Consider the following 25907-nt stretch of genomic DNA (forward strand, 5'->3'; position numbering starts at 1 on the left):
GGCCAGCAAGCATTTAGCCGGAGTCGCCCTGTGGCGGCTCCCGAACCGAAAGAGATAATCACATGAGTGATGCTATCGAGCTCAGTCTGGACGGGGTAGAGCGCCAGCCAATGCGCACCTTCACCGAACAGGCTTACTTGAACTACTCCATGTACGTCATCATGGATCGGGCCCTGCCGCATATCGGCGACGGCCTCAAGCCCGTGCAGCGGCGCATCATCTACGCCATGAGCGAGCTGGGTCTGTCGGCCCTCTCCAAGCACAAGAAGTCCGCCCGTACCGTGGGTGACGTGCTGGGTAAGTACCACCCCCACGGCGACAGCGCCTGTTACGAAGCCATGGTGCTGATGGCCCAGCCCTTCTCCTACCGCTACCCGCTGGTGGACGGTCAGGGCAACTGGGGGGCACCGGACGATCCCAAATCCTTCGCCGCCATGCGTTATACCGAGGCGCGGCTGTCGCGCTTCTCCGAGCTGCTGCTCTCCGAGCTGGGTCAGGGCACGGTGGAGTGGACGCCGAACTTCGACGGCACCATGAAAGAGCCCGTGGTGCTGCCCGCCCGCCTGCCGCACATCCTGCTCAACGGGGTGACCGGCATCGCGGTGGGGATGGCGACCGATATCCCGCCCCACAACGCGCGGGAAGTGGCCCACGCCTGTGTGGAGCTCCTGGACAACCCCAATGCTGGCCTGGATGCGCTGATGGCCCATGTGCAGGGGCCGGACTACCCGACCAATGCCGAGATCATCACGCCCCGCGACGACATCCGCAAAATCTACGAGACCGGCAAGGGCTCAATCAAGCAGCGGGCGGTGTGGAGCGAAGAAGATGGCGACATCGTCATCACAGCGCTGCCCCATCAGGCCTCCGGCGCCAAGATCATGGAGCAGATTGCCGCCCAGATGGTGGCGAAAAAGCTGCCGATGGTCACCGATCTGCGCGATGAGTCGGACCACGAAAACCCGACCCGTCTGGTGATCGTGCCGCGCTCCAACCGGGTGGACGTGGAGGGGCTGATGGCCCACCTGTTCGCCACCACGGACTTGGAGAAGAACTACCGGGTCAACCTCAACATCCTGGGTCTGGACAACCGGCCCCAGGTGAAAGACCTCAAGACCATCCTCACCGAGTGGCTGAGTTTTCGCCGTGAGACGGTGCGTCGCCGCCTACAGTATCGCCTCGACAAAGTGTTGGCCCGCCTGCACATCCTCGAAGGTTTGCTGATCGCCTACCTCAACATCGACGAGGTGATCGAGATCATCCGTACCGAGGAGGAGCCGGGCCGGGTGATGATGGAGCGTTTCAACATCAGCGAGACCCAGGCCGAGGCGATCCTCGAGCTCAAACTGCGCCACCTGGCCAAGCTCGAAGAGTTCAAGCTGCGCGCCGAACAGAACGAACTGGCGGAAGAGCGCGACAAGCTCGAACTGATCCTGGGTTCCGAGCGCCGTCTCAGCACCCTGCTGAAGAAAGAGATCCTGGCGGATGCCGAGAAGTACGGCGACGATCGCCGCACCCCGCTGGTGGAGCGCGCCACCGCCGTGGCCCTGACCGAGAAGGAGCTCACCCCGAGTGAGCCGGTCACCGTGATCCTGTCCGACAAGGGCTGGGTGCGCGCCGCCAAGGGCCACGACGTGGACGTGGAGGGTCTCTCCTACAAGGCGGGGGACAACTATCTCGCCCACGCCCATGGCCGTAGCAACCAGCAGGCGGTGTTCCTCTCCACCCTGGGGAGAACCTACTCGCTGGAGGCTCACACCCTGCCCTCCGCCCGTAGTCAGGGCGAGCCGCTCACCGGCCGCTTCGCGCTGGGGGCTGGTGAAGAGGTGCGCCATCTGGTGATGGGCAACGAGGGCGAGCCGTATCTGATCGCGAGCGACGCCGGTTACGGCTTCGTCTGCAAATACGACGACCTGATTGGCAAGAACAAGAACGGCAAGGCGCTGCTCACCGTGCCGGAAGGGGGCATCGTCATGGCGCCCCAGAAGATAGGCGCACCGGACACCGATCTCTGCATGGCCATCTCCAACGAAGGACGCATGTTGCTGTTCCCGCTGAGCACACTGCCGGTGCTCGGCAAGGGCAAGGGCAACAAGCTCATCAGCATCCCCTCGGCGCGCGTGAAGGCGCGGGAGGAGTTTGTGGTGATGGCCGCCGTTATCCCGCAGGGCCAGTCGGTTACCCTGTTTGCCGGCAAGCGCAAGCTCACCCTCAAGCCATCCGACCTTGACTACTACCGCGGCGAGCGCGGCCGCCGCGGCGCCAAATTGCCCCGCGGTTTGCAGCGGGTCGATCGCATCGAGATTGAACCCGTCGCCGGCGCCGAACCGGTAGCCGGAGAAAATCAGGAAGGGTAGTCAACGGATCTATACAAGATGGGAGCGAATTATTCGCTCCCATTTTTTTGTGAAAAATGACTCCTCATGGGGATAGTGGTAGCGTGTCGTCCCTGTGTCGATTGGATCAGAAAGGATATCTGATGAGGCTTCTTTTTCGTTATTTTTTACTTTGTGCAATATGTACGTGTAGTGCCTTGCCATCCTTCGTCGCATCGGCTGAATATACAGGGTTTAAGCGTCTTATAGTGACTGATCCTGTAGGTAGAAAGCCTATGGATGCCGTATATTTCTATCCCGGTGTGGCCGCAGAAAAGACACCAAGTACGATAGGCCCTTATCAAATAGCGGCACAAAAGGCGCTGAATATAGTACCAGGACGCTATCCAGTCATAGTGATATCACATGGCAACGCTGGTAGTTTATGGAGTCATCATGACCTTGCCACGACTCTGGCTCGGCAGGGAAATATTGTTATTACCCTCACGCACCCTGGTGATAACTACAAGGATCAGACAGGAGCAGGGGCCATTAGTTCGTGGTATGGTCGTCCATTACAAATATCTGCCGTTATTACTGCTGCGACCAATGATGTTGAACTAGCCAAATATATTGATGAAGATAAAATAGCATTTATTGGCTTCTCTGCCGGTGGAGCAACAGGACTGTTGTTAAGAGGTGGGGAAGTCGATGCAGGACGCTATGGAAATTATTGTCGTAAACATGAGATGAAAGCCATATGTTCAACCAAAGGGGTGATAATAAATGATCATCCCGGTCTAGTTGTGCACCCCGATTCTAGGATAAAGGCATGGGTTTTCATGGCTCCGGTGAGTATGGCATTCGCTCCCGGCTCACTCAGAAGAGTGATTGCCCCTACCCTTATTTTTACTGGTGATCAGGATGAAGAGCTTTCTTGGAAAGAAAATGCCAGGGAGCTAGCCACCACGTTGGCTGCAGAAAAAGAATTTCAGGTAATACACAATGCCGGTCATTTTGTTTTTCTCTCTCCATGCTCTGCTCAATTAAATAAACTGGCACAAGCTATTTGTAATGATGCACCAGGAGTAAACAGAGACGATATACACACGGTAATTAACGGTAGAATTTCTGAATTTCTCAGCAGAGCGTGGCTTAAAGTGAAAGAGCCGCGGGTCTGATGGCGAAGAGTCATCAGACGAACGCGAAAACAGGTTGCCATTATTCTGTTGATGCTCCAGCTGATCTCTTCTCTATGTCCATCGCCACCGGGATTGCGGTGCGGACGATTACGCTTCGCTAATCGACCCTACGCGCTCCTGCTTGATTTAACGCTCTACTAGTTGTCGATGGCTTGCTCCCCCTCATCCCCGACCCTTCTCCCGCAAGGGGAGAAGGGAGCCCAGACCGCAGCATTTTTGGAATGCGTGACATCTATGGCTACAGGTTGGCAGGCGCTGGTTCCCTCTCCCTTTGGGAGAGGGTCAGGGTGAGGGGCGCAGGTTGGATTAGTGAAGCATGCTTGAGTGATAGAATCTGGTTGGTTCACCATTTTGGTGTCTCGAAAAGTCAGCCTGGTGAGACGTTACCGATTTTAGCTACTGATAACTCATGATGTTTTGCCGTATAAAATCAATAAATACGCGCGTCTTAGCCGGTAGATATTGGCGGTTTGCATAAACAGCAAACAACTGCAATGGGGCGGCGGGTAACTCAAGTTCAATTTCGACCAAGCTGCCATCATCAATAAACGATTGGCAAGAGACCTTGGCCAGAATGGCAAACCCGACCCCGGCGAGCGCGGCTTTTAGCGCCAGCTCACCACTATTGACCCGATAGTGTTCATTGACCTGAACGGTGGAAAATTCAGCGTCGGGACGAGCGAACTGCCACGGCATGCCTTTTAGGGCGCTTACCGTGGTGATGCAGGGGAGATCCTTTAGCTGGGCCGTGTGGTTGGGCTGTCCGCATCGCTGAATAAGAGCAGGGGAACCAACCACGGTACAGGGAATGGTGGTCAGATGGCTGGCGATATAATCGCTGTCATCCAGCTTTCCTCTGTGAATGATGACGGCTATGTCCAGATCTTCCCTTAATGTCTCAAATCCTGACAGGTTGGTAATACAGCTGATCTTTATTTCGGGATGCTGACAGGCAAAGTCAGCGATGGCTGTGCCGAGCAGCCTGGGACCGGCTTCATTGGGAATGCACAGGCGCAGTGGCCCTTTCAGCTGGATCTGCTGTGATGTCAATTCAGCTTCGGTTTGCTCCAGTGATTCCAGCAAGGGTTTTACTCGGGAATAGAGCAGCTGGCCCGCCTGGGTGAGTTTCATATGCCGAGTACTGCGTTCAATAAGCTGGAGTGACAGTCTCTCTTCCAGCTGAGCAATACTCCTGCTGATGTTTGAAGTCGGTATTTCAAGGGTCTTGGATGCACCGATAAAACTGCCCTGTTCAGTCACGGCAATAAATATCCTTGATGAGGTAAAGTCCAGGCCGGTGCGCATCCATTGTCCCTGATATGATAACAGTCTGTGCCATTCTAAAGGATAAAAATAGAGGATGGTAGGGGATATGCTGTCTGCCTCCAAATATTGAGCGCGAACACTATGGCATCAGAAAAAAACAAATCAGGTAATAAACCTTATTCTAACGGTGCAGTGATGGATATGGGGTGCGTCTGGCTGGCCGCCTTTATCCAATTGGTGAGTGCGTTGGACTTTATGATGATTATGCCGCTTGGGCCTGACTTGTCTCGTGCGCTGGGTATCAGCCCAACCTATATAGGATATTTGGGGGGAGGGTATGCACTGGCCGCCGCATTATCATCCTTATTATGTGCCAGATATATTGATCGATTTGATAGAAAACAGGTGGCATTGCTCTCATTGCTGGGGGTCACCCTGTCCACCTGGGCATGCGCGCTGGCGTGGAATATGGAAAGCCTGTTCTTTACCCGTTTGTTGGCCGGTATATTTGCCGGTCCGGCAACGTCGATAGCGATGGCGATCGTCGTGGATGCGACGCCAGTACCACAACGTGGTCGAGCGATGGCGATAGTGATGGGGGCTTTCTCGTTGTCAGCCATTGCCGGTGTCCCCCTGGGGCTGGAGCTGGCCATGTTGAAAGGGTGGAGCGCCCCCTTTTATGCCGTTGGCGGATTGGGCTTGTGCGTCAGCGTGCTGGTATCTATACGGCTGCCGAATATGACTGCTCACCTGGGACGAGAGCAGAAGGTCTTTTCAATCACGGAGATGTTGAAACGAGCCGTGGTATGGCATGCATTCATGGCAATCGGGTTGGCCATTTTCAGTACCTTCCTGATTGTCCCAAACATGGCCACCTATTTTCAGTTCAACCTCGGTGTGCCTCGCGGCGAAATGAGTCAGTACTATGTCATGGGCGGCGTGGTCAGCGTGCTTGCGATGCAGTTGGGTGGCTATTTGATAGACCGGGTTGGCCCAATGCACGTCACCATGTGGCTGGGGGGATTGATTATCGCCATTGTCTGGGATGGTTTCCTGGGTTCCCCCTTGTTGCCGACGATGATCATTTTTACCTTGTTCATGGTGGTGACATCGACACGGACGATTACCGCTGCGGCAGTGACTAGCCAGGTTGCAGAGCCCGGGGAACGAGCAGGGTTCATGTCATTGCAGAATGTGTTCCAGCATATATTCAGCGGTTCGGCCGCCGTCGTCTCCTCGATGCTGTTGATGGATGTCGATGGTCACCTGGGCAATATGGCTACCCTGGCCTGGCTGGTGATAGCGCTGACGCTGGTGCAGCCCGTCTTTCTCCATCGGCTGCTGAAACGGGTATGTGTGGTGGCCGATTAGCATCATGTTTTATTCATGATGAGGCAGCAGGGCCGCAGGTTTGATTGGCGAGGTATGAAGATTGCCAGTGAGTGCAATGCGCCGCGTTTGTTGCCCCTTTCGGCAATATAAGACGGCCATAAAAGGTGGCGGACTGGCCGCCACCTTTGAGGATTGTTAACGCTGGCTCAGCAGCTCATAGCCGACCGGATTATCGGCGCACTGTCCCGCGCCGCACTCCAGTACGGTAGAGATCAGGTTTGCCGCAATCAGCAAGACAAACAGCAGGGAGGCCATGCGTCCCCAGCGCGCCAGATCCAGCTTGGGCAGGGGAATAGCGAGCCCGTCTCGCACCATCAATATCAGGGCGACGGCCAATAGGATCAGCAGGGCGCTGACCAGCGACCAGCTATAAAAGTGCAGCCCGAGAAAGGTGGAACCATAACCGGGATCGCCGGGCAGAATATGCAGCAGCACCTGCCGGGCACCGATCATGGCGGTGGTCAGCGCGCCGACAATCACTATGCCGTAGTGGGCCCCTTTTGCGCCAAATTGCAGGTTGAACATAAAGCCGAAACCGGCGACCACAAGGCCGACCCGCTGCAATAAACACAAGGGGCAGGGCAGCTCGGCCAGATAGAGCTGGTAATAGAAGGCGACGATCAGGGTCAGGCAGATACCGGCCAGCCCCAGCGTATCGAGCAACTGTGGCAGGTCACTCTTCGCGGCTGTTGAGGAGGTCGAAAGGCGCATGGCGGGCTCCTAGAACGAAAGGGTGAGCGGGTCGGTCACATGGTGCATAAAGGAGAGCAGGGTCACTACCAGCAACAGGGCCCAGAGCAGATAGGAGGCCCCGCGCTTGTTCATCAAGATGCTGATCCCCGTTATCAGTGCCAGCAGGAAGGGTAAAAACATATACATGTCATCTCTCCTTATCGTGGTGAGCCGGGCTCACAAAGCCTTGAGTATATAGTGAGCGGACGGTTTCCAGATAGCGCCCACCGAGACCGGATAACCGGTAATAAGCCATTATGGGGAGGACAACAGGGTCAGCAAGATAATGCCTCGCGCCAGCACTGTTCATAATCGAACTGTTGAAACTCCTCCTTGATAAATTCGATAAATACCCTGGTCTTGGACGGGATAAAGAGTCTATTCGCATAAGCCATGCCGATGGATAGATCGGCTAATCGCCAGTCGGTGAGCACAGGTTTAAGACGCTGGCTGCGTAGCTCGTCATAAATGGCATAAACGGGCTGTGCCAGGATCCCCATTCCGTTTCTGGCATTGGCGAGCAGGATTTGGGCATCGTTGGACTCAATGGTAGGGGTGGTTGGCACCCGTAATTTTATCGAGCCACTCATCATGGTCAGCTCTTTGGGATTGTGGTGGCTGTAGAGCAACAGCTGATGTTTTGTCAGATCGTGCGGCGTCTGCGGGTCGCCATAACGCTCAATATATTCGGGAGAGGCCGCCAGAATACGTGGTGCTACTGCCAATGGCTGAATAACAAGACTGGAGTCCGGCTCTACCTCTCGTGAGCGAATACTGATATCAATATTGTTTTCGATAATATCCAGATAGCGATTATTGGCGATCAGCTCGACCTGAATGCCGGGATATTTAGCCATGAATTTGGGGATCAAGGGGGAGATGACATTCAGCATCAGTGACAGCGAGGCCGTCAATTTCAAGATCCCGGTTGGCATTCCTGTTTTGATGTTGACTTCATCAATGGCTTCTCGCATCTCATTCAGCGCTGTTTTGCAGCGGGTATAGAAGTGCTCTCCTATTTCGGTGACAAACAGGCGTCGGGTCGTTCGCTCGACAAGCCGTGCATTGAGTCGCTGCTCCAGCGCAGCCAGATGCCTGCTGGCGGCAGGGTTGGACAAACCCAGTGTATCGGCGGCCTTGCTGATGCTCCCCAATTCGACAACCTGCACAAAGACCTCGTATTCAGTCCATTTATCCATGGATTATTCCTGATTTTATAAAAGAGATTTCCTGTTATTGCATTTATCATCACTTGCCATGTTTGTAGTATGGCGGCCTGGCAGTCACAGATATTCTATGCATCATATTTCTTAGTTAAATTAAAAGTCAATTAATAAGGTTGGAATCATTTATGAACAAGAACGTCGACACAGTTATCAACTATTTCAAATATTGCGTGGATGGCAAGGATGTTGCGAGAGTGAGTGAGTATTTTTCGGATGATTTATGTATATTCAGGCCTGACTGTGCAGAGCCAATTAAAACACTTGAGCAATTCAAAGAGTCATTGTCCGCCTGTGTGGTCGATCGGTATGAGTCCATTGAGACCACCTTTCAAAAAATAATGAGCTCGGAAGATGAGGTATTCGTTGCATTGACCCACGTAGCGAAAGGCTCAAATACCTGGAAAGGGTTTGATGTCACCGGTAAGGATGTGACCTGGAGTGCCTTGACCTATTTCAGGTTCAATGCTGAGGGCAAGGTAGTGGAGGAGATCGTTGAGCGCAACGAGCTGGCTATGGCCAAACAGCTGGGAATCGTTGATTTTGCGTGAAGCAGGCGAGATTGCTGATGTCAGATGTGAACTATCAGGGATAGCTGTCTTCAGGGCCAGAATCTGACTAGCGCAGTATGGTCATCTATGGGTGAAAACAGGCTACCACGGTGCTTCTGACAAATGTCGATAGCGTCGCGCTCATCGCTCTGCTCGCTAAGCTTGAAGGGTGTAGCACAATGCCGGGAGGCCAATCATGGAAACAGAGAAAGCCATCGGGCTGATCGAGGCCCACGGAGTCTTTCACGGGGATCACTACAGCTTCAACAGCGGCGAGTTCGTGCAGTGGTGCCAGGAAGATGCCCACCAGACCCTCAGCCTGGAGCAGGCCAATCACGAGTTGGCGCCCTTCTGCATCCGGGTCGGTTTCGCCGAACCGGTCCGGTCGTGGCGTTACTATCTCACCTGAACTACCTCACCTGAGATGTGAAGCAGAGGGCGGGACGAGCCGCGCGATGCGGTGAGTCAGTGAAAAAGGAGCCGGCAAGGCTCCTTTCTTGTGATGGGCTGGGCGCCGGGCGAAGGCGTAGAGTGGCCCTAGTTGTCGAAGTTCCAGGCAATGGGCAGCTCAAGATCGAAGACGAGCTGATCCCCGTTGAGGGTAAAAGCCACGCTGGTCTGGTGCTGGTCATATTCGTCGATAAGCCGGCAGCTCTCGGCGAAGTTGGACTCGTAGTTGAGGCGCGCACTGCCGCCGGTGTTAGCCTCGTCGAGTTCTACCTCCAGTACCCGCAGTGGATCTTTCTGGCTGAGCTTGACCCGGCTGTCACCCACATCCACCAGTCGCTCCAGCAGGGGGAAGAAGTCCTGTCTGTGGGCCTCGATGGCTTGGGCGATAGCCTGCTCCAGCTCGGTACGGCTGGCAAGGGGGCCATCCAGCGTGTAGCGGGTCTGTATCCTCTCCTGGGTCATAAACGGTTCCTCTCAGATGTTGTCGGCGGGGACCTTAGCCCTGGCTGCGATGAGGCGCTCAGGCGGGGATGCGGCCATTGCGCACCAGGGCCCGGCGGATGTTTGTGCACATCTTGCCGAAGCGCTGGATCTCGTCGAAGGAGGGCGGGATGCCGCGATCGATCTGATATTGCCAGTAGCAGAGGTCCGTATCCACCAGCTCCATCAGCTTCTTGGGGCAGCCGATACAGGTGTTGTCCGGCCCGCACTTGAAGGTATCCGGTTGGTAGAGCGGAAACTCCGCCTTCACGGCGTCGATGATCTGCTGCATCGCGGTGATCCTGTCGGGCTTTCTGCTCACGGCCTTACTCCCCTGCGGCTTGTATGGGGGAGTCATTATATCCCTGTCAAAAATGGGGCCAATGACGCTTACGGGGTAGTTTTCTGCCGAGCTCGGTGTTCACGGCCAGGGCTTGTGCTGAAAACGGGACGCTGGATAGCACAACGCCCGGCAAGCCGGGCGTTGGAACAGGGTGAAGGGAAAGACCCGCCATCAGAAGTCGTGATAGAGCGGCCAGCCGAGCAGGGGGTGCTTGAGTCCGGCGCGCATCTCCATGTTGTCGAGCTTCTCCGGGGAGGCGTCCTCTTTTTGCAACTGCTGGTACTGGCGCACAAAGCCGAGGGTGTGCAGCAGGTTGGGCACAAAGCCCGGGCTCAGCTCCTGGCGCAGGGCGGCGGCCACGTCGGCGGGCAGCGCATTCAGCATCAGGGCCAGCTGGGCGGCGAGGTAGTCGGTGTCATACCAGCCCTCGTCGAGCTCAATCTCCCGCGCCAGTTTGCGCTTGAGATCCTGCTTCACCTTGAGCGGGGCGGCGCCACTGCCCTTGCCGCAGAGGATGCGGTAGAGCAGCGCTTCGGCCAGCTTGTCCTCCATGGTGGGGTGGTCGCTCTCGCAGGCGAAGAAGTGCTGGTCGATGAGTTCCATCAGGCGGCTCTTGTTGTGCTCGGTCAGCGCCTTCTCGTACTCCTGCCACCCTTGCCACTCCTCCACATCGGGCGGGCTCGAGATCTTGTCCAAGAGCCGCGCATCCACGTCACCGTAGAGGCTGTTGCCAGCCTGCTTGGGGCTGACGGTGATGAGCATTGACCAGCCCTTCTGGAACGGTTTGATGGGGCCTTCCGGCGCCTGCAGCAGCGCCAGTGCCTTGGCCGGATCCCGCGCCGAGAGCTCCTGCAGGCCGAGGCTCACCACACCGATGACGTCGTGGGCGGCCTGCTCCAGCAGGTGCATTTTGTACTTGTTGTAGTATTTGTCGGCGAATTTGAGGCTCATCAGCACCGCCTTGCCCTTGATGGCGGCCAGCTGTTGCTCGCTCAAACGTTCATTGTCGCGGCCAAAGCGCAGCACCTGGGTCAGAAAGGGGCCCTGGTTGGCATCGCGAATGACTAACTGCATGAATGGGCTCCTTAATCCAGAAAGCTGAACATGTCGTCGACGTCGCCGTACTCGTCTTCCTCGACCTTGTTCTTCTCTTTGGCCTGCATTACCAGCTCGGCGGCAAACTTGTTGATGATGCCGTCCCAGGTGGAGTGCTCGTTGCGCAGCAGCGCCTTGATGGCTTTCTCCACCTCGGGGGCCAGCTCGCGAATGAGCATCAACAGGCTTCTCGGGTCATCCAGCGCATAGTCGTGGACATCCTCGCTCTGCTGGCGCTCGCTGTAGCGCAGGGACTCTTCGAGATCTTCCTCTTCGGCGTGCAGTACGTCGCGATAGCCTTCGTCCTCTTCATAGCGATCGCCCCGATAGAACTCGATGAAGGGGATGGCGAGGTAGAAGAGACCGGCCGGATCCTCGGCCACGCACTCGAGGATCTCGCGCTGCTTGGCTTCGCTATCCTGGGTGCGGATCAGGTAGTTGAGGAAGTCGAAGGTGTGCTGTTGCAGCTCGTCGGCGTTGTTCTTGATCGCCTCTTCCCAGTAGAGCGGCTGCTGGCAGACGATGTCGCGGATCCGCTCCGGGGTCATCAGCTCGGAGATGATGGAGGGGAAGGAGATGTCGTGCTGGCCGTTGATCTGGGTCAGGGTAACGATATCAATGTTTTCAATCACTTCTGCCAGCTGGTCGTCAGACATGGTCTTGGCGATCAGCTCGAACTTCTCGCTGGCCTGCTTCGGCTCGATAACGGCCAGCTCTTTGATCTCGATGGCGGTAATTTCTATCAGACTGTTGCTCATGCCTTGCCCCAATTAGAAACGGACTTCGTCGTACATATCCTGCTCGCCCTGGTCGTCGCCATAGCGGTCGCTGCCGCCATGATAATCGGCGTCGGCATCTTCCCCGTCTTCCTCTTCTTCGTCGCGCAGCTCATAGTCGTCATCGGCACGGTGGCTGCCGCGTGGCAACGGGTTGTCGAGCAGAAACAGCACGGCGCAGGCTTCCATCAGCTGATCTTCGCTCTGGGCCCGCACTGCCTTGACCAGCGGCAGGGCGGCGTTGTTGAAGCCGACGCTCACCTTGAACTCGTCCCAGCTCGGCTGCTCGCCGCTGGTGAGCCACTTGTTCCACTGCCCCTTGGCCTTTGCCGGGAACTGCACCCGGCCATAGAGAGCCAGCGGCAGGTATTCGGGCATGAACTCCAGCATGCTCATGTCGGCCAGCAGCAGGGCCTTCATCTGGTCGGTGAACTGCTCGAGCCCCTTGGGGTCGTCCTGATCCCGGTAGGATTCGATATTCTCGCTGGCATCGCTTTGCAGGGCCTTGAGCCGTGCCTGGTCCCATTTTTTTTGCATAGTCGCTCTTCTTGCCTGGTGGCTCAGGGGTAGAACTGGTCCCACATCTCCTGCATGGCAGCAGCGGGATCGGTCACGATGACGTTGTTGAAATCTTTGATGAAGGCGGCCCGCTGTTTCGGATCAGACAGCACTTCATAGGCCTGCTTTACCTGGTGCAGCTTGAGGGCTGCCTGCTCTTTCTCTTCTTCGCTCGCCCCGTGCAGTTTGTCGGGGTGGTACTGGTTCGACAGCCGACGATAGGCTTTTTTGATGTCGTTTTCACTGGCGTTGGACTTGACGCCCAACACCCGGAAGTAGTTGTTCATGACGGATCCTGCCTCACTGGCATCGTGGAATTGACCCTGCGCTGGCCTGGCGGCGGGGATCTTGGCAAACCAGGCTCGGCAAAAACCCGACATTTTAACGCAAACAGGCGGCCATCGCCATGAATAGGAAGAAAAGTAACCAGGGGAGGGCGGTCGGTGCACCTTGCGATCTGCCTCCCGGTAGGGGGTGGCACCGGGGCTACACTACAGGAGGCGCCGGGCGTTGCCCTGGCGATCTTCAGCAGGCCTCGGCCGGGCCGAGACCCTTACTAAGGAATGGACAGCCATGCTCAAATTTTATCTTCTGCCAATGGTACTGCTGGGCGGCCTTGCCATCGCCGCCGATGAGAGCATCGACGAGCCCTTGATGTTCATCAAGGGGGACATCACCAAGGCCCAGTTCATGGAAAGAGCCGAGCAGCGTTTTGCCCGGCAGGACACCGACAAGGATGGCACCCTGTCGGTGGCCGAGAGAGAGGCCGCTATGGCCAAGATGCACGAGGCGATGCAGCAGTCCGGCCAGGCCATGCCGGGCAAGATGGGAAACATGGGCAACATGGGCAACATGAGGCCGATGCAGGACACGACCAAGGCGCAGTTCATGGCGCGCCATGAGGCCCTCTTCACCCGGATGGACAAGAACGGGGACGGGGTACTCGACGAGGCTGAGCGGGCCAGCGCCAGGGGGCGGCTCGGTCAGGGCGCCATGGCGCCCACGAAATAGGCTTGTCAGCCTTCAGATGAAAAAGAGCCCGGTCGTGATACCGGGCTCTTTGCATACATTGCTGGGCTGACGGGATTACCAGCAGGCCCACAGCAGACGGGCCTTGAGCCCGAGCCACGAGCTCCAGCCGGTGGTGCTGCTCACCAGCGCCCCATCCTTGATGACGAGGAAGGTGGGGGTGACCCCCACCTGCCAGCGGGCGGCCAGATCTCCCCGCTCATCGTTGTGGGTGGGAAAAGCGAGCCCCTTCTTCGCCATCCCGGCGCGCAACTGCTCATCGCTGCCGGAGCGCAGCGCCACCGTCAGCACGTTTTCACCCTCCTGCCACAGGCTCTCCACGGTCGGTGTGGTGAAGCGGCACACCCCGCACCAGCTGGCCCAGTAGTAGACCAGCAGCGGCTTGCCGCGGCTCTGCTCGGCCAGGTTGGTGGTGGTGCCATCCTGCAGGGTGAAGGGGGCTTCCATGGCCCCCGCCGGCAGGCTGGGGCTGCGCCACAGATCCAGCAGGGTGGAGATGACCAGCGCCATCAGCAGCAGCCAGAGCGCCTCTTTGCCCCAACGGCGCCAGCGGGGTGCCTTTACGACTGCATCCTCCGCCATGGCTTAGCTCCGCTTGGCCAGCTCGGCCTTCACCAGCTGCTCCAGCTCGTCATAGGGGAGGGCGCCCGGCACCAGCTGGTTGCCGATGAGCGTCGCCGGGGTCCCCTGCACGCCAAGGAGCGTGCCGATGCGAAGGCTGTTGCGCAGCTCCTCGGTGGCCTTGGCATCGGGCTTGAGGGCCGTGTTGCCGGTGGCCGCCAGTGCCTTGTTGATGTCCGCCTCGGTCAGCATCCCCTGTTTGCTCATCAGCTTGTCGTGCAGGGCGAGGAAGCGGGCCGGATCCTGTTGCCAGAGGGTCAGGCTGTACTGGGCCGCCTTGGCTGAGCTCTGCCCCTTGAACGGCAGCAGCTTGACCACCAGCCCCAGATCGTCGGGATAGGCCTCGAGCAGCTTGGTCAGGCGGGGATCGAACTGCTTGCAGTAGGGGCAGTTGTAGTCGGTGAACAGCACCAGGGTCAGCTTGGGATTCTTGGCCCCCAGGCGCGGGCTGGTGGCGCTGTTGAAGAGCACATCCTGATTGCCCTTGATGAAGTTGCCGAGCTGGGCCTCCTGGGCTGCGGCGTTCTGTTTCTCCCAGGATTCGGCCGCCTCGTCGAGGATCTTGGGGTTGGCGACCAGGGTCTCGCGAATGAGCTCCTTGATGCGCGCCTCCTGCTCCGGGGTGAAGGGCGCCGCCTGCAACAAGGGGGCACTCAGGGTGCCGGCAACCAGGGCGGTGCAGAGGGTCAGGGTTCGCAGTCTCAGGGTACGCAGGGTCATGGGATTCTCCTTAAAAATGGGTGACATCGGCCCGGACGAGGCCGGCCTGGTGCAACACGTCGAGCAAGTCGGCCTTGTCCAGCAGGGGGGAGAGGATCTCTCCCTCTGGCAGGCCGGGCCCGTAGATCTGGTTGAAGGGGACGGCGGCCGCGCCGCGCTGGCGCAGGAAGGCGGAGATAGCATCGCTCGGCCGGCTCCAGTCGCCGCGCAGGGCCACCACGTCCGGGGCCGACAGGGCGCTCTGCACCTCGTCACGCAGCAGCACGTTGTACTTGTTGGCCTTGCAGGTGACGCACCAGTCGGCGGTGACGTCGACGAAGACCCGCTTGCGCTGGGCCAGCGCATCGACGATGGCCTGTTCGGTGAGCGGCTGCCAGACCACCCGATCGACGCTGCCTGACCCCTGCGCCGTGAGGGCGCCACCCAGCAGCAGGGCGCCGCCGATGAGTGCCGAGAGGGAGAGGGCCAGCGTGAAACCGCGCATGCCATAGCGCCAGAGGATGCCAATCAGCAGCGCCAGCAGCATGGCGGCCATCAGCCAGCCGGTAGCCGTGCTGCCCAGATGGTTGCCAAGCAGGCTCGCCAGCCAGAGGCTGGAGCCCAGCATCATCAACCCGAGCAGGATGCGCAGTCGCCCCATCCAGCGGCCCGGTTTGGGCAGCCAGAGGGCGAGGCGCGGCAGGGCCGCCACCAGCAGCCAGGGCAGGCTCATGCCAAGGCCGAGCGCCGTGAAGATGAGCCAGAGCTGGCCGAGCGGCGCCGCCAGCGCAAAGGCCACCGCGGTGCCGAGGAAGGGGGCTGAACAGGGGGTCGCCAGCAGGGTGGCGAAGCTCCCCTGCAGGAAGTGGCCACCGAGCCCCTTGCCGCCGCTGGTGGCGAGGCGAGTGTTGAGATTGCTGGGCAACCTTATCTCGAACAAGCCCAGCAGGTTGGCGCAAAACAGCAGGGTCACCGCCACCATGAAGCCGATGAAACCGGCGCTCTGGAACTGGATCCCCCAGCCGACGGCACCCTGAGTCGCGCGCAGCAGGCTGCTCATGGCCGCCAGCACCCAGAAGGAGGTGATGATGCCGGCACTGGCGGCGAGGAACTGCTTGCGCACGCCTCCTTGTTCGCTCTCCTGCTGTTGCAGCACGGTGCCCAGTTTCAGGGCCAGCACCGGCAGCACGCAGGGCATCAGGTTGAGGATGAGGCCGCCGAGCAGCGCCGCCCCCAGCAGCCAGATGAGCGGCTGGCTTGGGGCCGGCAGGGCGAGGGGATCGGCGATGGTGGCGCGGGTCTGCCAGGCCTCATCGCCGCTGCCGAGCAACAGGCTGAGGGATTGGCCGCGCAAGTCAGGGGCATCCCCCTGCCAGCCGTCGCTGACCGGGACCCGGGCGATCAGGGTATTGCCGCTCACCTCGAGCGCGGGCTTGCCGAACTCGGCCCCCTCCAGCGCATCGATAAAGAGCGCAGGCTCCTGCCAACCCTCTGCCCGCTCGGCGCGCAGCTGCAGCTGGTTGTGCTGGTAGCCGAGCTCGACCCGGGTATCGGCGGGCAGCGTTTGCGGCAAGGTACTCATGGCTTGGGCCCAGACGAAGTCGAAACCGGCCGGCGCCTGCCCATCCGCCGCCAGGGTGAAGGGGTAGTCGGTCAGGATGCAGACGTTGCTGCAGGTGGAGAGGCGTAAGGTGCCCTTGAGTGGCTGCCCGGCGGGGGAGTCCAGGCTCAGGGGGAAGCGCACCTGTTGCTGATAGCCCTGGGTGCTGAGCCCGGCCACCTCGAAGGGGCGCGGCGTGGGCCAGTGCCACTGGAAGTTGCCGACCGGCTGCTCCCACAGGATCTGGGGCGCTATGCCCCCTTCACCCGGGCTGCGCCAGTAGGTTTTCCAGCCGGATTCGAGGGCCACCTCGAGCAGGATGCGGGTCTGGTCAGGGACGCTGCGGTCGGCTTGCAGCCTGACCTTGGCGTGATCGTTCTGGGGGCTGGTGAGCCAGCCCGTATCGCTGGCCAATCCAGTGGATTGCCACAGCAGGCAGCCCAGCAGCAGGCTCGCCTTGAAGAGAGTTGACATAGATGTTGTCTCGCAAAAAATGAATGACAGCAGGCTGAAAAAGCGCGGCTGAACTCATTCCCGCCAGACACAGAGGGTGAGGTGAAGTCGTCGTTCGGGGGGCGAAACAGCCCGTGGCGGCGGCAGTGGCGGCGTGTAGCGCCAAAGCGGGGCCAGCAGGGCGATGAGCAGGGCCACCGCAAAGAACAGCTGCTCAAGGCAGAGCAGGGTGGTGGCGCTCAACCACTTGCCGTTGAGCTGGCAGCTGTTGGGCTGCGGGCTGGCGGGCGTGCCCTTGTCGGCCTGGTCGTCGGCCGCGGCGAACTGGGGCAGGGCCTGACAGCTGATGGCGTGATCGAGCAGGGCCAGCCGGGCCAGCGGCTGGGCAGCGCAATTGAGCACCAGCAGGCAGACCAGCAGCAGGAGTCGTTTCGCCACGCGTTGTTGGTGAATCATGCTCGCCCCGTTCATCAAGATGGCCACATCCTAACGGCCAATGCCGGGTGGGGCAAGCCGCCGTCCGTTTTATGGCTCAGGGGCGAGTGGCGAAGGGTGGTCGGTTCTGTCTGGCGAACGCTTGTTCGCTAAAAGGGGGACCAGTATACTGCGCCGAGTCAAAATCCGAGGTGTTCGATGCTCAAAATTGCCCGTGTGCTGCTGCTTGGTCTGCTGCTCATCTTCTGGTTCCTGTTCGGTCTGCTGCTGTGCCTGGTGCGTCCGCGCCATCCCAACAACGTCTATGTCTTTGCCCGCATGTATCACGCCGTCTGTCCGCTCATCGGCCTCAAGGTCCGGGTGACGGTGGCCGACGAGGTGAAGTCGGTGGGACCGGCCGTCTACGTCTGCAACCACCAGAGCAACTACGACATCTTCACCGTGACCGGCGCGGTGCAGCCCGGCGTGGTGGCGGTGGGCAAGAAGAGCCTGCTGTGGCTGCCCTTCTTCGGCCTCATCTTCTGGCTCTCCGGCAACGTGCTGATCGACCGCTCCAACCGCTCACGTGCCATCGGCACCATAGGCCAGGTGGTGGATCGCATCAAGGCGCGTGGCACCTCCATCTGGATGTTCCCGGAGGGGACCCGTTCCAAGGGGCGCGGCCTGCTGCCATTCAAGGCGGGTGCCTTCCATACCGCGGTGCAGGCTGAGGTGCCAGTGGTGCCCATCGTCTGCTCCAGCTACTTCGGCCAGATCGATCTCAATCGCTGGGACAACGGCGAGGTGCTGCTGGAAGTGATGGCCCCTGTCTGCAGCAAGGAGCACGGCGCCGCCGGCATTCGCGAGCTGTCCGAAATCTGCCGCAGCCGGATGGAGGCCAAGCTGGTCGAACTGGACAGCAAGCTCGGCCATACCCGCGCCGCCTGAGCCTGTCACTGATTGCATGAGGGAGCCGTTGGCTCCCTTTTTTATTGGTGAAAATCACCACTAGATCGGTATTTTTCGCCACTAAGACGGTGTTAAAAATACCTGACAAAACCTCATCTATATGTAAGTAAAGGAAAAATCATTTTGGCACGGCTCTTGTAATGTTATGGAAAGAGATTGTCATCCCATCAACAAGGAGCCAGACCATGAGCGTATTTAGCCGCCTGACCGACGTGATCAATGCCAACCTGCACAGCCTGCTCGACAAGAGCGAAGAGCCGGAGAAGATGCTGCGGCTGATGATTGAGGAGATGGAGCAGGTCCAGGTCGAGATGAGAACCCAGGCCGCCCGCGTCATCGCCGAACAGAAGCAGCTGGAGCGCCATCAGCAGGCATTGCAACACCAGATCCTGGAGTGGTCGGCCAAGGCCGAGCTCGCCATCCAGAAGGGGCGTGAGGATCTGGCCCGGGCCGCGCTGACCGAGAAGCTGGCCGAGGTCAAAAAGTGTGAACAGCTGGAGCAGGACAAGGCGCGGGTCGCCGAGGTGCTGGCCCAGCTCACCGCCGACAGCGAGCGGCTGGCTGCCAAGCTGACCGAGGCGCGTGAGAAGCAGAAGATGTTGACCCTGCGTGAGCAGACCGCCCACAGCCGGCTGCGGGCCCGTGCCCAGGTGGACAACCAGCGCATGCACGAGCTGATGGCCCGTTTTGACGGCTTTCAGGGGCGGGTCGATCAGCTGGAAGCTCAGCTGGAAGCGGCAACCCTGGGGCAGAACCCCTCGCTGGAGGCCCAGTTCCGCGAGCTGGAGCTGAACGACGAGATTGAACGGGAACTGGCCCGCCTCAAGGGTCAGAAGGTGGAGGCATAACCATGACGCCCTGGCCGAAGGATCTTGCCCATCGCAAGCTGACCGGAGTCTGTGCCGGCATCGCCAACGGGCTGGGGCTCTCCAGGGTGACGGTGCGGGTCGCGGCCCTGATGGCGTTGATCCTGATGCCGCCCCTGGCCCTGGCCATCTATCTGCTGGCGGTGCTGATCATGCCGCCCCGTCGTGAATTGAAGCGTTGGCTGGATTGACCCCGGGTCATCTGGCCGCATCAACCCTGTGAGGAGCACAACATGCTGGAATTTATCGTCTTGATGCTGGTCTTGGTCGGCATGGCGCTGGCCGGATTCACAGTGCTGGCCATGTTGCTGGTGAGCGGCGTCTTCGTGCTGTTTGGCGCGTTGGCCGGCATGTTTGCCCTCATCATCAAGCTGGCGCCCTGGTTGCTGGTGCTGCTGGTGGTGTGCTGGTTCATCAGCAGTCGGCGCAAGCAAGCCAATACCTACCGTTGACACTCCCTGTTATCGGATCCTTCCTTGGTCGCTGCATGCAGCGGCCTTTTTTGTGTCTGCTGGGGTGCGCTGGTTCATTAGCTGCCGGCGCAAGCAGGTTAATGCCTACCGTTGACACTCCCTGTTATCGGATCCTTCCCTGGTCGCAGCATGCAGCGGCCTTTTTTGTGGCCGGGCGGCGGCCAGCCATGATTCGCTGCAGGCAAGCCAGCGCTCCGGCTGGGTGATCAGCTGCTCCTTGAAGGCTTTGCTCTGCTGCTTGAGCCGGTATTCGAGGCGCAGCGCCGCCCCTTGCTCGCCGACGGCCTGCTGCCACGCCAGGGTCAGTGGCCCCTTGCCGCGCAGGGCGCGGGCTCCCTTGCCACTCTGGTGCTGGCGCAGGCGGCGAGCCGGATCCGTGCTGATCCCGGTATAGAGCAGGCCGCTGGCGGTGCGCACCATGTAGATGAACCAGTGGCTGGTGGGCGGGTAGGCAGCCGGTTCGGCGCCGCTAGGGGGTTTTCTCATTCGATCTCTCTGTGCCACACTCAAGAGCAGCCCAAGGAGGTGCGATGCGAGCATGGTGGTGGTTGTGGTGTCTGCTGTCGATATCGGCTCATGGCGAGACGCTGCGTCTCTACGACTATCATCAGCACCCCCCCTTCATGACCGGGGAGCAGAGCGGTCTGAGCCGGGATCTGGTCAAGTATCTCAATGAAAAGCTTGGTGGAGAACCCAAGCTGGAACTTTGGCTGGTGAATCGGGCCAGACTGGCGCTGGAAATGTCGGATCCCGGCTTTGACGGTCTGGTGGCCTGGGTCAATCCCGCCTGGGTGGGGGATCCCCAGCGCGAGCGCTACCTCTGGACCTTTCCCATCATGCGCGATACCAACGAGCTCATCTCGAGTGCCGACAGACCGGTCACCTATCGCGGGCCCGATTCGCTCAAGGGGATGACCTTCGGCGGCATCGAGGGGTACCACTATCAGGGGATCGACGAGGCGTCGGCCAGAGGCGATCTGGTGCGGGTGGATGCCAAGAAGGTCAAGACCAACTTCAGCCTGCTGGTGCGCGGCCGCATCGACGTGACCCTGGTGCCGGGCTCGGCGCTCACCTTCTTCACCCACGACCCCGCCTTCGAGGGCAAGCTGTTTGTCTCGCCCTTCGCCCAGTCCAGCTATACCCGCCACATACTGCTGCCAAAATCCCGCAGCGATCTGCATGACAGGCTGAACGACATCGCCGAGCAGATGGACCGGGATCCCAAGTGGCACGCTATCCTAGAGTCCTACCGCGGCAGACCCTGAGCGTCGGCGTTGCGGCGCAGATGGCGCCCGAGCCTGTGCAGCGGCAGCAGGCTCACCAGCAGGCCGGCCCAGACGAAGGCAAACCCCACCGATTTCACCGGATCCGGCGTCTCGCCAAACCAGAAGATGGCGAGCAGGAAGGCGAGGCTGGGCTCGATATATTGCAGCAGACCCACCGTGCTCATGCGGGTGCGCATCATGCCATAGCAGAACAGCCCCACTGGCAGCAGGGTGGCGGGGGCACTGCCCATCAGCAGCAGTCGCTCGGTCCAGTCACCGGCCACGAACTGGCTGGCGCCGCTCACCGCCAGAGCGCCGATGATCAGCAGGGCGACGGGCAGCTGCACCAGCGCTTCGAGGTAGAGGCTGACGCCGGCGTCATAGTGCACCTTCTTCTTGAGCAGGCCATAGAGGGCGAAGTTGGCCCCCATGACCAGGGAGAACCAGGGCAGCTGGCCGTAAGAAAAGAGCATGTAGGCCAGCCCCGCCAGGGCCAGCGCCACCGCCAGGTGTTTTTGCGGGGTGAGCTTCTCTTTGAGGAACAACACGGCGAAGACGATGTTGAACAGCGGTGTCATGAAGAAGGCGAGGCTGGTGGCCAGCACCTGGCCGGTGGTGAGGCACCAGGTGAACATGCACCAGCTGATGGACATGACGGGGCCGGCCAGCAGGATGAGGCCGAGCTGGCGCGGTTCGCTGCGCAGCCGCGCCCAGGGCACCCGGTAGCCGACGACGAGGAACAGGATCCCCAGCAGCACCGCCGACCAGAGTACCCGGTGGGAGAGCAGCTCCCACATGTTGACCGCGGGCATGAACTGGTAATAGAGGGGCAGCATGCCCCACAGCACGAATGAGAGGGCCGCGCTGCCGGTGCCCATCCAGTTCTTCATCTCGCTCCGTTTATTAAATTAAACAAATGTGGCTGCATAATAAGTATCTGCTGAATCTTTCACAAGCAGGATCCGGGGGAAAACTCTGCTACTATCGGGCCCATGAACCGACTCGACAGTTTGTTTGCACAGATCCGTGCCTGCCGCCTGTGCGAGGCACACTTGCCGCTCGGGCCCAGACCGGTGATCCGTGGCAGCGAGCACGCTCGCCTGCTGATCATCGGCCAGGCGCCCGGCACCCGGGTGCATGCCAGCGGCATCCCCTGGGACGACCCCTCCGGCGATCGCCTGCGCCAGTGGCTCGGAGTGGACAAGGCCACCTTCTACGATGAATCCCGCATCGCCATCATGCCGATGGGGCTCTGTTACCCCGGCAAGGGCAAGTCGGGGGATCTGCCGCCGCGCCCCGAATGTGCCCCCACCTGGCACGACAAGGTATTGATGCTGCTGCCCAACATCGAGCTGACCCTGCTCATCGGCCAGTATGCGCAAGGCCACTACCTGCGGGATGCGGCGAAAGGGTCGCTGACCGAGACGGTGCGCAGCTGGGCGGACTACGGTCCGGCCTGGTTGCCGCTGCCGCACCCGTCACCGCGCAACACCTTCTGGCTCAAGAAGAACCCCTGGTTCGAGCAGGATGTGATCCCCCATCTACAACAAAGGGTCGCCCCGCTGCTGGGGTGACCCTGGTTGGCTAGAGCGCCGGTTCGGCCTGTGGCTTGGGCTTGCTGCGGGCCATGGCGATGAGCGGCAGTATGATGCACAGGCACCCCAGCAGCAGCGGCAGGCCCGGCTGCTCATCGAACAGCCACACCCCGATGGCGACCGCCATCAGCAGGCCGGTGTACTCGGCCGAGGCGATCTTGCTCGCCTCCGCCTTGCGATAGGCCACCACGCACAACCCCGCATAGACCATGATCAGCGCCGAAGAGCCGAAGGCGGGCCACCACATCTGCCACTGCCAGTCGCCCCCTTCCCACCAGGCCAGCGCCAGGATGAAGGGCATGCTCAGCACGTTGGTAAAGAACAGGGTCTGGGCGATGGGCTGCTGGAGCGGGATCCGCTTGATCAGCAGATTGTTGAGCGCCATGGAGAGCGCCACCCCGAGCGCCGCGAGCGCCGCCCAGTTCACCTCGGTGGGACGCAGCACGATCAGCACCCCGACAAAGCCGATAAAGGCGGTCAGCACCTTCTGGCGCGAGATCGCTTCCCCCGCCAGCCACACCGCCAGCGGCACCATCATCAGAGGCGCCGCATAGAAGAGGGCGTTGGCGGTGGCCAGCGGCAGCCGGGTGAGGGCGATCACCATCAGGCAGACGCCGATGGCCCAGATATGGGCCCGCAGCAGGTGCCACTTGAGCGCCACCGGCGGGTTGCGACGCCATGACCAGAGCAGCCAGGGGGTCAGCAGGATGGCGGCGGAGAGCTGGCGGAAGAAGACGAACTGGAACACCGGCTGATCCGGCTCCAGCACCTTGACCAGCGCGTCGGAAAAGACTGCCACCATATTGCCCAGCACCAGATAAAGGATGCCGATCCCCACTGCATTCATGCTACCTCCTGCGTCAGATGAGGGAAGGGTAGCCCGCGTTTCGTTATCCAGTAAAATGATAAAAAATCACCATGCATGAGAATTTTGGATAATGAAGCTACCTCCCCTGCGCGCCGTTCAATACTTCGAAGTAGTTGCCCGCCTGCTCAGCTTTTCCCGCGCGGCCCTTGAGCTGAACGTCAGTCAGAGCGCGGTCAGCCATCAGATCCGCCTGCTGGAGGATTTTCTGGGGGAACGGCTGCTGCTGCGTCAGGGTCGGCTGCTGTCGCTGACGGCGCAGGGCGAGGTCTATTTCGAGGGGATCTCCGCCGGGCTAGGCCAGATTGCCCAGAGCAGCGAGCAACTGCGCGGCGGTGGCGAGATGCGGCTGCGGCTCGCGGTCTACAGCTCGTTTGCGGTGAAGTGGCTGATCCCGCGCCTGGCGGGGCTGCGCCAGCTCTACCCCGAGCTGGATCTCAGCCTGGAGATGGTGGCGGAGGATCCCGAACTCTCCGATCGGGTGGCGGACTGTTTCATCACCGTCTCGCCCCACGGTCGGGGCTATTGTCACGATCTCATCTACCGGGAGCGGCTCTTCCCGGTCTGCAGCCGCCGCTTGCTGCAGCAGGTGGAGGGGGAGTGGCCGGACGCCATCTGGCAACTGCCGCTGCTGTCGGTGCAGTCCATCTACAAGGCGCGGGGAGAGGATTGGCAGCGTTGGGCCAAGGCCGGGGGATTGGTGATCCCGGCGGAGGCGCGGATGCACCACTTCAGCCATGTGTTGCTGGCGATGGAGGCCGCAGCCTGGGATCAGGGGGTGGCATTCGTGAACGACTACATGCTGCGACCGGATGATCCCCAGCTGGTGGCCTTGCCGGTACACCAGCTGGAGACGGGGGATGCTTTCTACTTCACCTGCAAGCGCTCGCGGGCCCATGAGCCCGCCATCAGCCGGCTGCGCCAATGGCTGATGATGGAGACACGCCAGAGCATGCCTCTCTAGGCTCAGGCTTTCTTTAACTGGCTCAGCACAAACAGGCTGGTGGCGCAGACCACCACCGACGGGCTGGGATGTGGAGTGACCTGATTACAAGGATCAGGCCACTTTAGGCTCAGGCTTTCTTAAACTGGCTCAATACGAACAGGCTGGTGGCGCAGACCACGACAGACGGGCCGGCCGGCGTGTCCTGATACCAGGAGAGCAGCAGTCCGCCGAGTACGGCAAGGCAGCCGATGAGCGCGGCGAAGCCGGCCATCTGCTCCGGTGTGCGGCTGAAGCGGCGGGCGGTTGCCGCAGGGATGATCAGCAAGGAGGTGATGATCAGCGCCCCGACGAACTTCATCGCCACCGCGATCACCAATCCGATCAGCAGCATCAGCACGCAGCGCAGCACATCGACCCTGACTCCTTCCACCCGGGCCAGCTCTTCCGAGATGGTCATGGAGAGCAGGGGATCCCACAGCCGCCACAGGGTGAGCAGCACCAGGGCGCCGCCGCCGTAGATCCAGAGCAAGTCCATTGGTTGCACCGAGAGCAGGTCGCCGAACAGGTAGGCCATCAGATCCACCCGCACGTTGTCCATGAAGCTCAAAGTGACCAGGCCCAGCGACAGGGCGCTGTGGGCCAGGATGCCGAGCAGGGTATCGGTGGCCACCTGCTGGTTGCGGCTCATGATGACCAGCAGCATGGCCATGGCGAGACAGCAGACCACCACCGCCAGGGTGAGATCCACCTGCAGCAGGATGCCGAGTGCGATGCCGAACAGGCAGGCGTGGGAGAGGGTGTCGCCAAAATAGGCCATCTTGCGCCACACCACGAAACTGCCGAGGGGGCCGGCCAGCAGGGCGATGCCGAGGCCGGCCGCGAGGGCGTATAACAGAAAGCTGTCCACTTGATGATCCTGTCGGGTACGTTATTGATTGCGGGAGGGCAGGCGAATGACGGGGGCCTGCGGTTCATGATGATGGTGTTCGCCATCGCAGTGGTGATGGTGGGTGTAGACCGCCAGCACCTCCTGCTCCGGTCGGCCGAACAGGCGGGCAAACTCGGGGTGGCGCGCCACGCTCTCCGGTTCGCCGTGACAGCAGACGTGGCGATTGAGACAGATCACCTCGTGGGTGCTGGCCATCACCAGATGCAGATCGTGGGAGACCATCAGCACGGCGCAGTTGAACTCGGCGGCCAGCTGGCTGATGAGGGCGTAGAGCTCGATCTGGCCGTTGATGTCCACCCCTTGCACCGGTTCGTCCAGCACCAGCAGCTCGGGCTTGACCAACAGGGCACGGGCCAGCAGCACCCGCTGCATTTCGCCGCCGGAGAGCTTCTGCATCCGGTTGTCCAACAGGTCTTCCGCGCCGACCCGGCTTAGTGCCTCCTCGATGGATAGGCGGCCATTCTTGCCAAGCTGCAGGAAGCGACGCACCGTCAGCGGCAGGGTGGGATCCAGATAGAGGCGCTGGGGCACATAGCCGACCCGCAGGTCGCGGCTGCGGGTGATTTGGCCTGAATCTGGCGTGAGCAGACCCAGCACCAGCTTGCTCAGGGTGCTTTTGCCCGCCCCGTTGGGGCCGACCAGGGTAGTGATTTTGCCTTTGTTCAGGGTAAAGGAGACCTTGTCGAGCACGAGTCGTCCATCAAATGAAAGACAGACCTCTTTCAGCTCCACCAGTTGGGTCATGACAGCTCCGGGGTTTACAGCCTGTGAGAGTTATAA

At 60.2% G+C, this 25907-nt stretch carries 32 protein-coding genes; 13 read left to right on the top strand and 19 right to left on the bottom strand.

Annotated features, from left to right (window positions below; all coding sequences use genetic code 11):
- Window positions 1-62 precede the first annotated feature (62 nt).
- Both parC and BN1143_RS21840 read left to right on the top strand, forming a co-directional pair.
- On the top strand, window positions 63-2357 hold the full coding sequence (gene parC, locus BN1143_RS07870; protein WP_042050211.1) for a DNA topoisomerase IV subunit A: 2295 nt from the start codon (window positions 63-65) through the stop codon (window positions 2355-2357).
- Between the two features lie 254 nt (window positions 2358-2611).
- Window positions 2612-3496, top strand: a complete 885-nt coding sequence (locus BN1143_RS21840; RefSeq protein WP_231570564.1) for an alpha/beta hydrolase family protein — start codon at window positions 2612-2614, stop codon at window positions 3494-3496.
- A 417-nt stretch (window positions 3497-3913) separates the two neighbouring features.
- On the opposite strand, the gene BN1143_RS07875 is transcribed toward BN1143_RS21840, so the two are convergent.
- Window positions 3914-4822, bottom strand: coding sequence for a LysR family transcriptional regulator (locus tag BN1143_RS07875; protein ID WP_042050213.1), 909 nt, complete (start codon window positions 4820-4822; stop codon window positions 3914-3916).
- Between the two features lie 87 nt (window positions 4823-4909).
- On the opposite strand from BN1143_RS07875, the gene BN1143_RS07880 reads away from it, so the two are divergent.
- Window positions 4910-6154, top strand: coding sequence for an MFS transporter (locus BN1143_RS07880; protein WP_042050215.1), 1245 nt, complete (start codon window positions 4910-4912; stop codon window positions 6152-6154).
- Window positions 6155-6310: 156 nt separating this feature from the next.
- On the opposite strand, the gene BN1143_RS07885 is transcribed toward BN1143_RS07880, so the two are convergent.
- From BN1143_RS07885 to BN1143_RS07895, 3 genes are all read right to left on the bottom strand, one after another.
- The gene (locus BN1143_RS07885; RefSeq protein ID WP_042050217.1) at window positions 6311-6886 is read right to left on the bottom strand and encodes a disulfide bond formation protein B; all 576 of its coding nucleotides are present in this window, start codon (window positions 6884-6886) and stop codon (window positions 6311-6313) included.
- Between the two features lie 9 nt (window positions 6887-6895).
- The gene (locus tag BN1143_RS22615) at window positions 6896-7054 is read right to left on the bottom strand and encodes a DUF5993 family protein (protein WP_010636050.1); all 159 of its coding nucleotides are present in this window, start codon (window positions 7052-7054) and stop codon (window positions 6896-6898) included.
- 128 nt (window positions 7055-7182) lie between these two features.
- Complete coding sequence (locus BN1143_RS07895; RefSeq protein WP_042050219.1) at window positions 7183-8106, bottom strand: LysR family transcriptional regulator; 924 nt, start codon at window positions 8104-8106, stop codon at window positions 7183-7185.
- 152 nt (window positions 8107-8258) lie between these two features.
- On the opposite strand from BN1143_RS07895, the gene BN1143_RS07900 reads away from it, so the two are divergent.
- Window positions 8259-8681: an ester cyclase gene (locus BN1143_RS07900; protein WP_042050221.1), complete on the top strand. Its 423-nt coding sequence runs from the start codon at window positions 8259-8261 to the stop codon at window positions 8679-8681.
- 196 nt (window positions 8682-8877) lie between these two features.
- Complete coding sequence (locus BN1143_RS07905; RefSeq protein ID WP_017765356.1) at window positions 8878-9090, top strand: hypothetical protein; 213 nt, start codon at window positions 8878-8880, stop codon at window positions 9088-9090.
- 128 nt (window positions 9091-9218) lie between these two features.
- Here BN1143_RS07905 and BN1143_RS07910 read toward each other — a convergent pair whose 3' ends face one another.
- The 6 genes from BN1143_RS07910 to atcJ all read right to left on the bottom strand — a co-directional run bounded on the left by BN1143_RS07910 (window position 9219) and on the right by atcJ (window position 12670).
- Complete coding sequence (locus BN1143_RS07910; RefSeq protein WP_042050222.1) at window positions 9219-9593, bottom strand: hypothetical protein; 375 nt, start codon at window positions 9591-9593, stop codon at window positions 9219-9221.
- 58 nt (window positions 9594-9651) lie between these two features.
- Entirely contained in the window at window positions 9652-9903 is a 252-nt protein-coding gene (locus BN1143_RS07915) for a hypothetical protein (RefSeq protein ID WP_024943295.1), read from the bottom strand.
- Between the two features lie 222 nt (window positions 9904-10125).
- On the bottom strand, window positions 10126-11028 hold the full coding sequence (gene atcC, locus BN1143_RS07920) for a cold adaptation protein AtcC (RefSeq protein ID WP_042050224.1): 903 nt from the start codon (window positions 11026-11028) through the stop codon (window positions 10126-10128).
- An 11-nt stretch (window positions 11029-11039) separates the two neighbouring features.
- Window positions 11040-11807: a cold adaptation protein AtcB gene (gene atcB / locus BN1143_RS07925; protein ID WP_005335887.1), complete on the bottom strand. Its 768-nt coding sequence runs from the start codon at window positions 11805-11807 to the stop codon at window positions 11040-11042.
- A 12-nt stretch (window positions 11808-11819) separates the two neighbouring features.
- On the bottom strand, window positions 11820-12362 hold the full coding sequence (gene atcA / locus BN1143_RS07930; RefSeq protein ID WP_042050225.1) for a cold adaptation protein AtcA: 543 nt from the start codon (window positions 12360-12362) through the stop codon (window positions 11820-11822).
- Between the two features lie 23 nt (window positions 12363-12385).
- Window positions 12386-12670: a cold adaptation protein ActJcold adaptation protein ActJ gene (gene atcJ / locus BN1143_RS07935; RefSeq protein WP_005305278.1), complete on the bottom strand. Its 285-nt coding sequence runs from the start codon at window positions 12668-12670 to the stop codon at window positions 12386-12388.
- A 286-nt stretch (window positions 12671-12956) separates the two neighbouring features.
- On the opposite strand from atcJ, the gene BN1143_RS07940 reads away from it, so the two are divergent.
- Window positions 12957-13394 (top strand): EF-hand domain-containing protein, encoded by a 438-nt coding sequence (locus tag BN1143_RS07940; protein ID WP_042050227.1) that lies wholly within the window; start codon window positions 12957-12959, stop codon window positions 13392-13394.
- Window positions 13395-13469: 75 nt separating this feature from the next.
- Here BN1143_RS07940 and BN1143_RS07945 read toward each other — a convergent pair whose 3' ends face one another.
- The 4 genes from BN1143_RS07945 to BN1143_RS07960 are packed head-to-tail and all read right to left on the bottom strand — an operon-like array spanning window position 13470 to window position 17241.
- On the bottom strand, window positions 13470-13994 hold the full coding sequence (locus tag BN1143_RS07945; protein ID WP_042050229.1) for a protein disulfide oxidoreductase: 525 nt from the start codon (window positions 13992-13994) through the stop codon (window positions 13470-13472).
- A 3-nt stretch (window positions 13995-13997) separates the two neighbouring features.
- Window positions 13998-14753 (bottom strand): DsbA family protein, encoded by a 756-nt coding sequence (locus BN1143_RS07950; protein WP_042050230.1) that lies wholly within the window; start codon window positions 14751-14753, stop codon window positions 13998-14000.
- Window positions 14754-14763: 10 nt separating this feature from the next.
- A complete protein-coding gene (locus BN1143_RS07955) occupies window positions 14764-16806 on the bottom strand; it encodes a protein-disulfide reductase DsbD family protein (protein WP_042050231.1) in 2043 nt (680 codons plus the stop codon).
- A 54-nt stretch (window positions 16807-16860) separates the two neighbouring features.
- On the bottom strand, window positions 16861-17241 hold the full coding sequence (locus BN1143_RS07960) for a hypothetical protein (protein WP_024943302.1): 381 nt from the start codon (window positions 17239-17241) through the stop codon (window positions 16861-16863).
- Window positions 17242-17418: 177 nt separating this feature from the next.
- On the opposite strand from BN1143_RS07960, the gene BN1143_RS07965 reads away from it, so the two are divergent.
- The 4 genes from BN1143_RS07965 (at window position 17419) to pspG (ending at window position 19486) form a co-directional block, all read left to right on the top strand.
- On the top strand, window positions 17419-18147 hold the full coding sequence (locus BN1143_RS07965; RefSeq protein WP_005305253.1) for a 1-acylglycerol-3-phosphate O-acyltransferase: 729 nt from the start codon (window positions 17419-17421) through the stop codon (window positions 18145-18147).
- A 206-nt stretch (window positions 18148-18353) separates the two neighbouring features.
- Complete coding sequence (gene pspA / locus BN1143_RS07970) at window positions 18354-19016, top strand: phage shock protein PspA (RefSeq protein ID WP_017765345.1); 663 nt, start codon at window positions 18354-18356, stop codon at window positions 19014-19016.
- 2 nt (window positions 19017-19018) lie between these two features.
- Window positions 19019-19225 carry a PspC domain-containing protein gene (locus BN1143_RS07975; RefSeq protein WP_005305247.1) on the top strand — a complete coding sequence of 69 codons (207 nt, stop codon included), beginning with the start codon at window positions 19019-19021 and terminating at the stop codon, window positions 19223-19225.
- A 42-nt stretch (window positions 19226-19267) separates the two neighbouring features.
- On the top strand, window positions 19268-19486 hold the full coding sequence (gene pspG, locus BN1143_RS07980; protein WP_010636066.1) for an envelope stress response protein PspG: 219 nt from the start codon (window positions 19268-19270) through the stop codon (window positions 19484-19486).
- A gap of 105 nt (window positions 19487-19591) precedes the next feature.
- On the opposite strand, the gene BN1143_RS07985 is transcribed toward pspG, so the two are convergent.
- Window positions 19592-19993: a GIY-YIG nuclease family protein gene (locus BN1143_RS07985; protein ID WP_042050232.1), complete on the bottom strand. Its 402-nt coding sequence runs from the start codon at window positions 19991-19993 to the stop codon at window positions 19592-19594.
- Between the two features lie 44 nt (window positions 19994-20037).
- Here BN1143_RS07985 and BN1143_RS07990 point away from each other — a divergent pair, with 44 nt between their 5' ends.
- Window positions 20038-20772 carry a substrate-binding periplasmic protein gene (locus tag BN1143_RS07990; protein ID WP_005305238.1) on the top strand — a complete coding sequence of 245 codons (735 nt, stop codon included), beginning with the start codon at window positions 20038-20040 and terminating at the stop codon, window positions 20770-20772.
- Here BN1143_RS07990 and rarD read toward each other — a convergent pair.
- The gene (gene rarD, locus BN1143_RS07995; protein ID WP_042050233.1) at window positions 20754-21662 is read right to left on the bottom strand and encodes an EamA family transporter RarD; all 909 of its coding nucleotides are present in this window, start codon (window positions 21660-21662) and stop codon (window positions 20754-20756) included. The two genes, BN1143_RS07990 and rarD, sit on opposite strands and share 19 nt — an antisense overlap.
- Before the next feature lie 102 nt (window positions 21663-21764).
- On the opposite strand from rarD, the gene BN1143_RS08000 reads away from it, so the two are divergent.
- Window positions 21765-22346: a uracil-DNA glycosylase family protein gene (locus BN1143_RS08000; RefSeq protein ID WP_042050234.1), complete on the top strand. Its 582-nt coding sequence runs from the start codon at window positions 21765-21767 to the stop codon at window positions 22344-22346.
- Window positions 22347-22356: 10 nt separating this feature from the next.
- Here the strand turns inward: BN1143_RS08000 and BN1143_RS08005 are convergent, their stop codons facing one another.
- The gene (locus BN1143_RS08005) at window positions 22357-23214 is read right to left on the bottom strand and encodes a DMT family transporter (RefSeq protein ID WP_005305226.1); all 858 of its coding nucleotides are present in this window, start codon (window positions 23212-23214) and stop codon (window positions 22357-22359) included.
- A 91-nt stretch (window positions 23215-23305) separates the two neighbouring features.
- Between BN1143_RS08005 and BN1143_RS08010 the strand changes: the two genes are divergently transcribed.
- Window positions 23306-24196: a LysR substrate-binding domain-containing protein gene (locus tag BN1143_RS08010; protein ID WP_017778342.1), complete on the top strand. Its 891-nt coding sequence runs from the start codon at window positions 23306-23308 to the stop codon at window positions 24194-24196.
- Window positions 24197-24305: 109 nt separating this feature from the next.
- Here BN1143_RS08010 and znuB read toward each other — a convergent pair whose 3' ends face one another.
- Together znuB and znuC are read right to left on the bottom strand one after the other, a co-directional pair.
- Window positions 24306-25085 carry a zinc ABC transporter permease subunit ZnuB gene (znuB, locus tag BN1143_RS08015; RefSeq protein ID WP_017765340.1) on the bottom strand — a complete coding sequence of 260 codons (780 nt, stop codon included), beginning with the start codon at window positions 25083-25085 and terminating at the stop codon, window positions 24306-24308.
- Between the two features lie 21 nt (window positions 25086-25106).
- Window positions 25107-25871 (bottom strand): zinc ABC transporter ATP-binding protein ZnuC, encoded by a 765-nt coding sequence (znuC, locus tag BN1143_RS08020; RefSeq protein WP_010636073.1) that lies wholly within the window; start codon window positions 25869-25871, stop codon window positions 25107-25109.
- Between the last annotated feature and the right edge of the window lie 36 nt (window positions 25872-25907).

The sequence above is a fragment of the Aeromonas dhakensis genome (assembly GCF_000820305.1).
Classification (GTDB): domain Bacteria; phylum Pseudomonadota; class Gammaproteobacteria; order Enterobacterales; family Aeromonadaceae; genus Aeromonas; species Aeromonas dhakensis.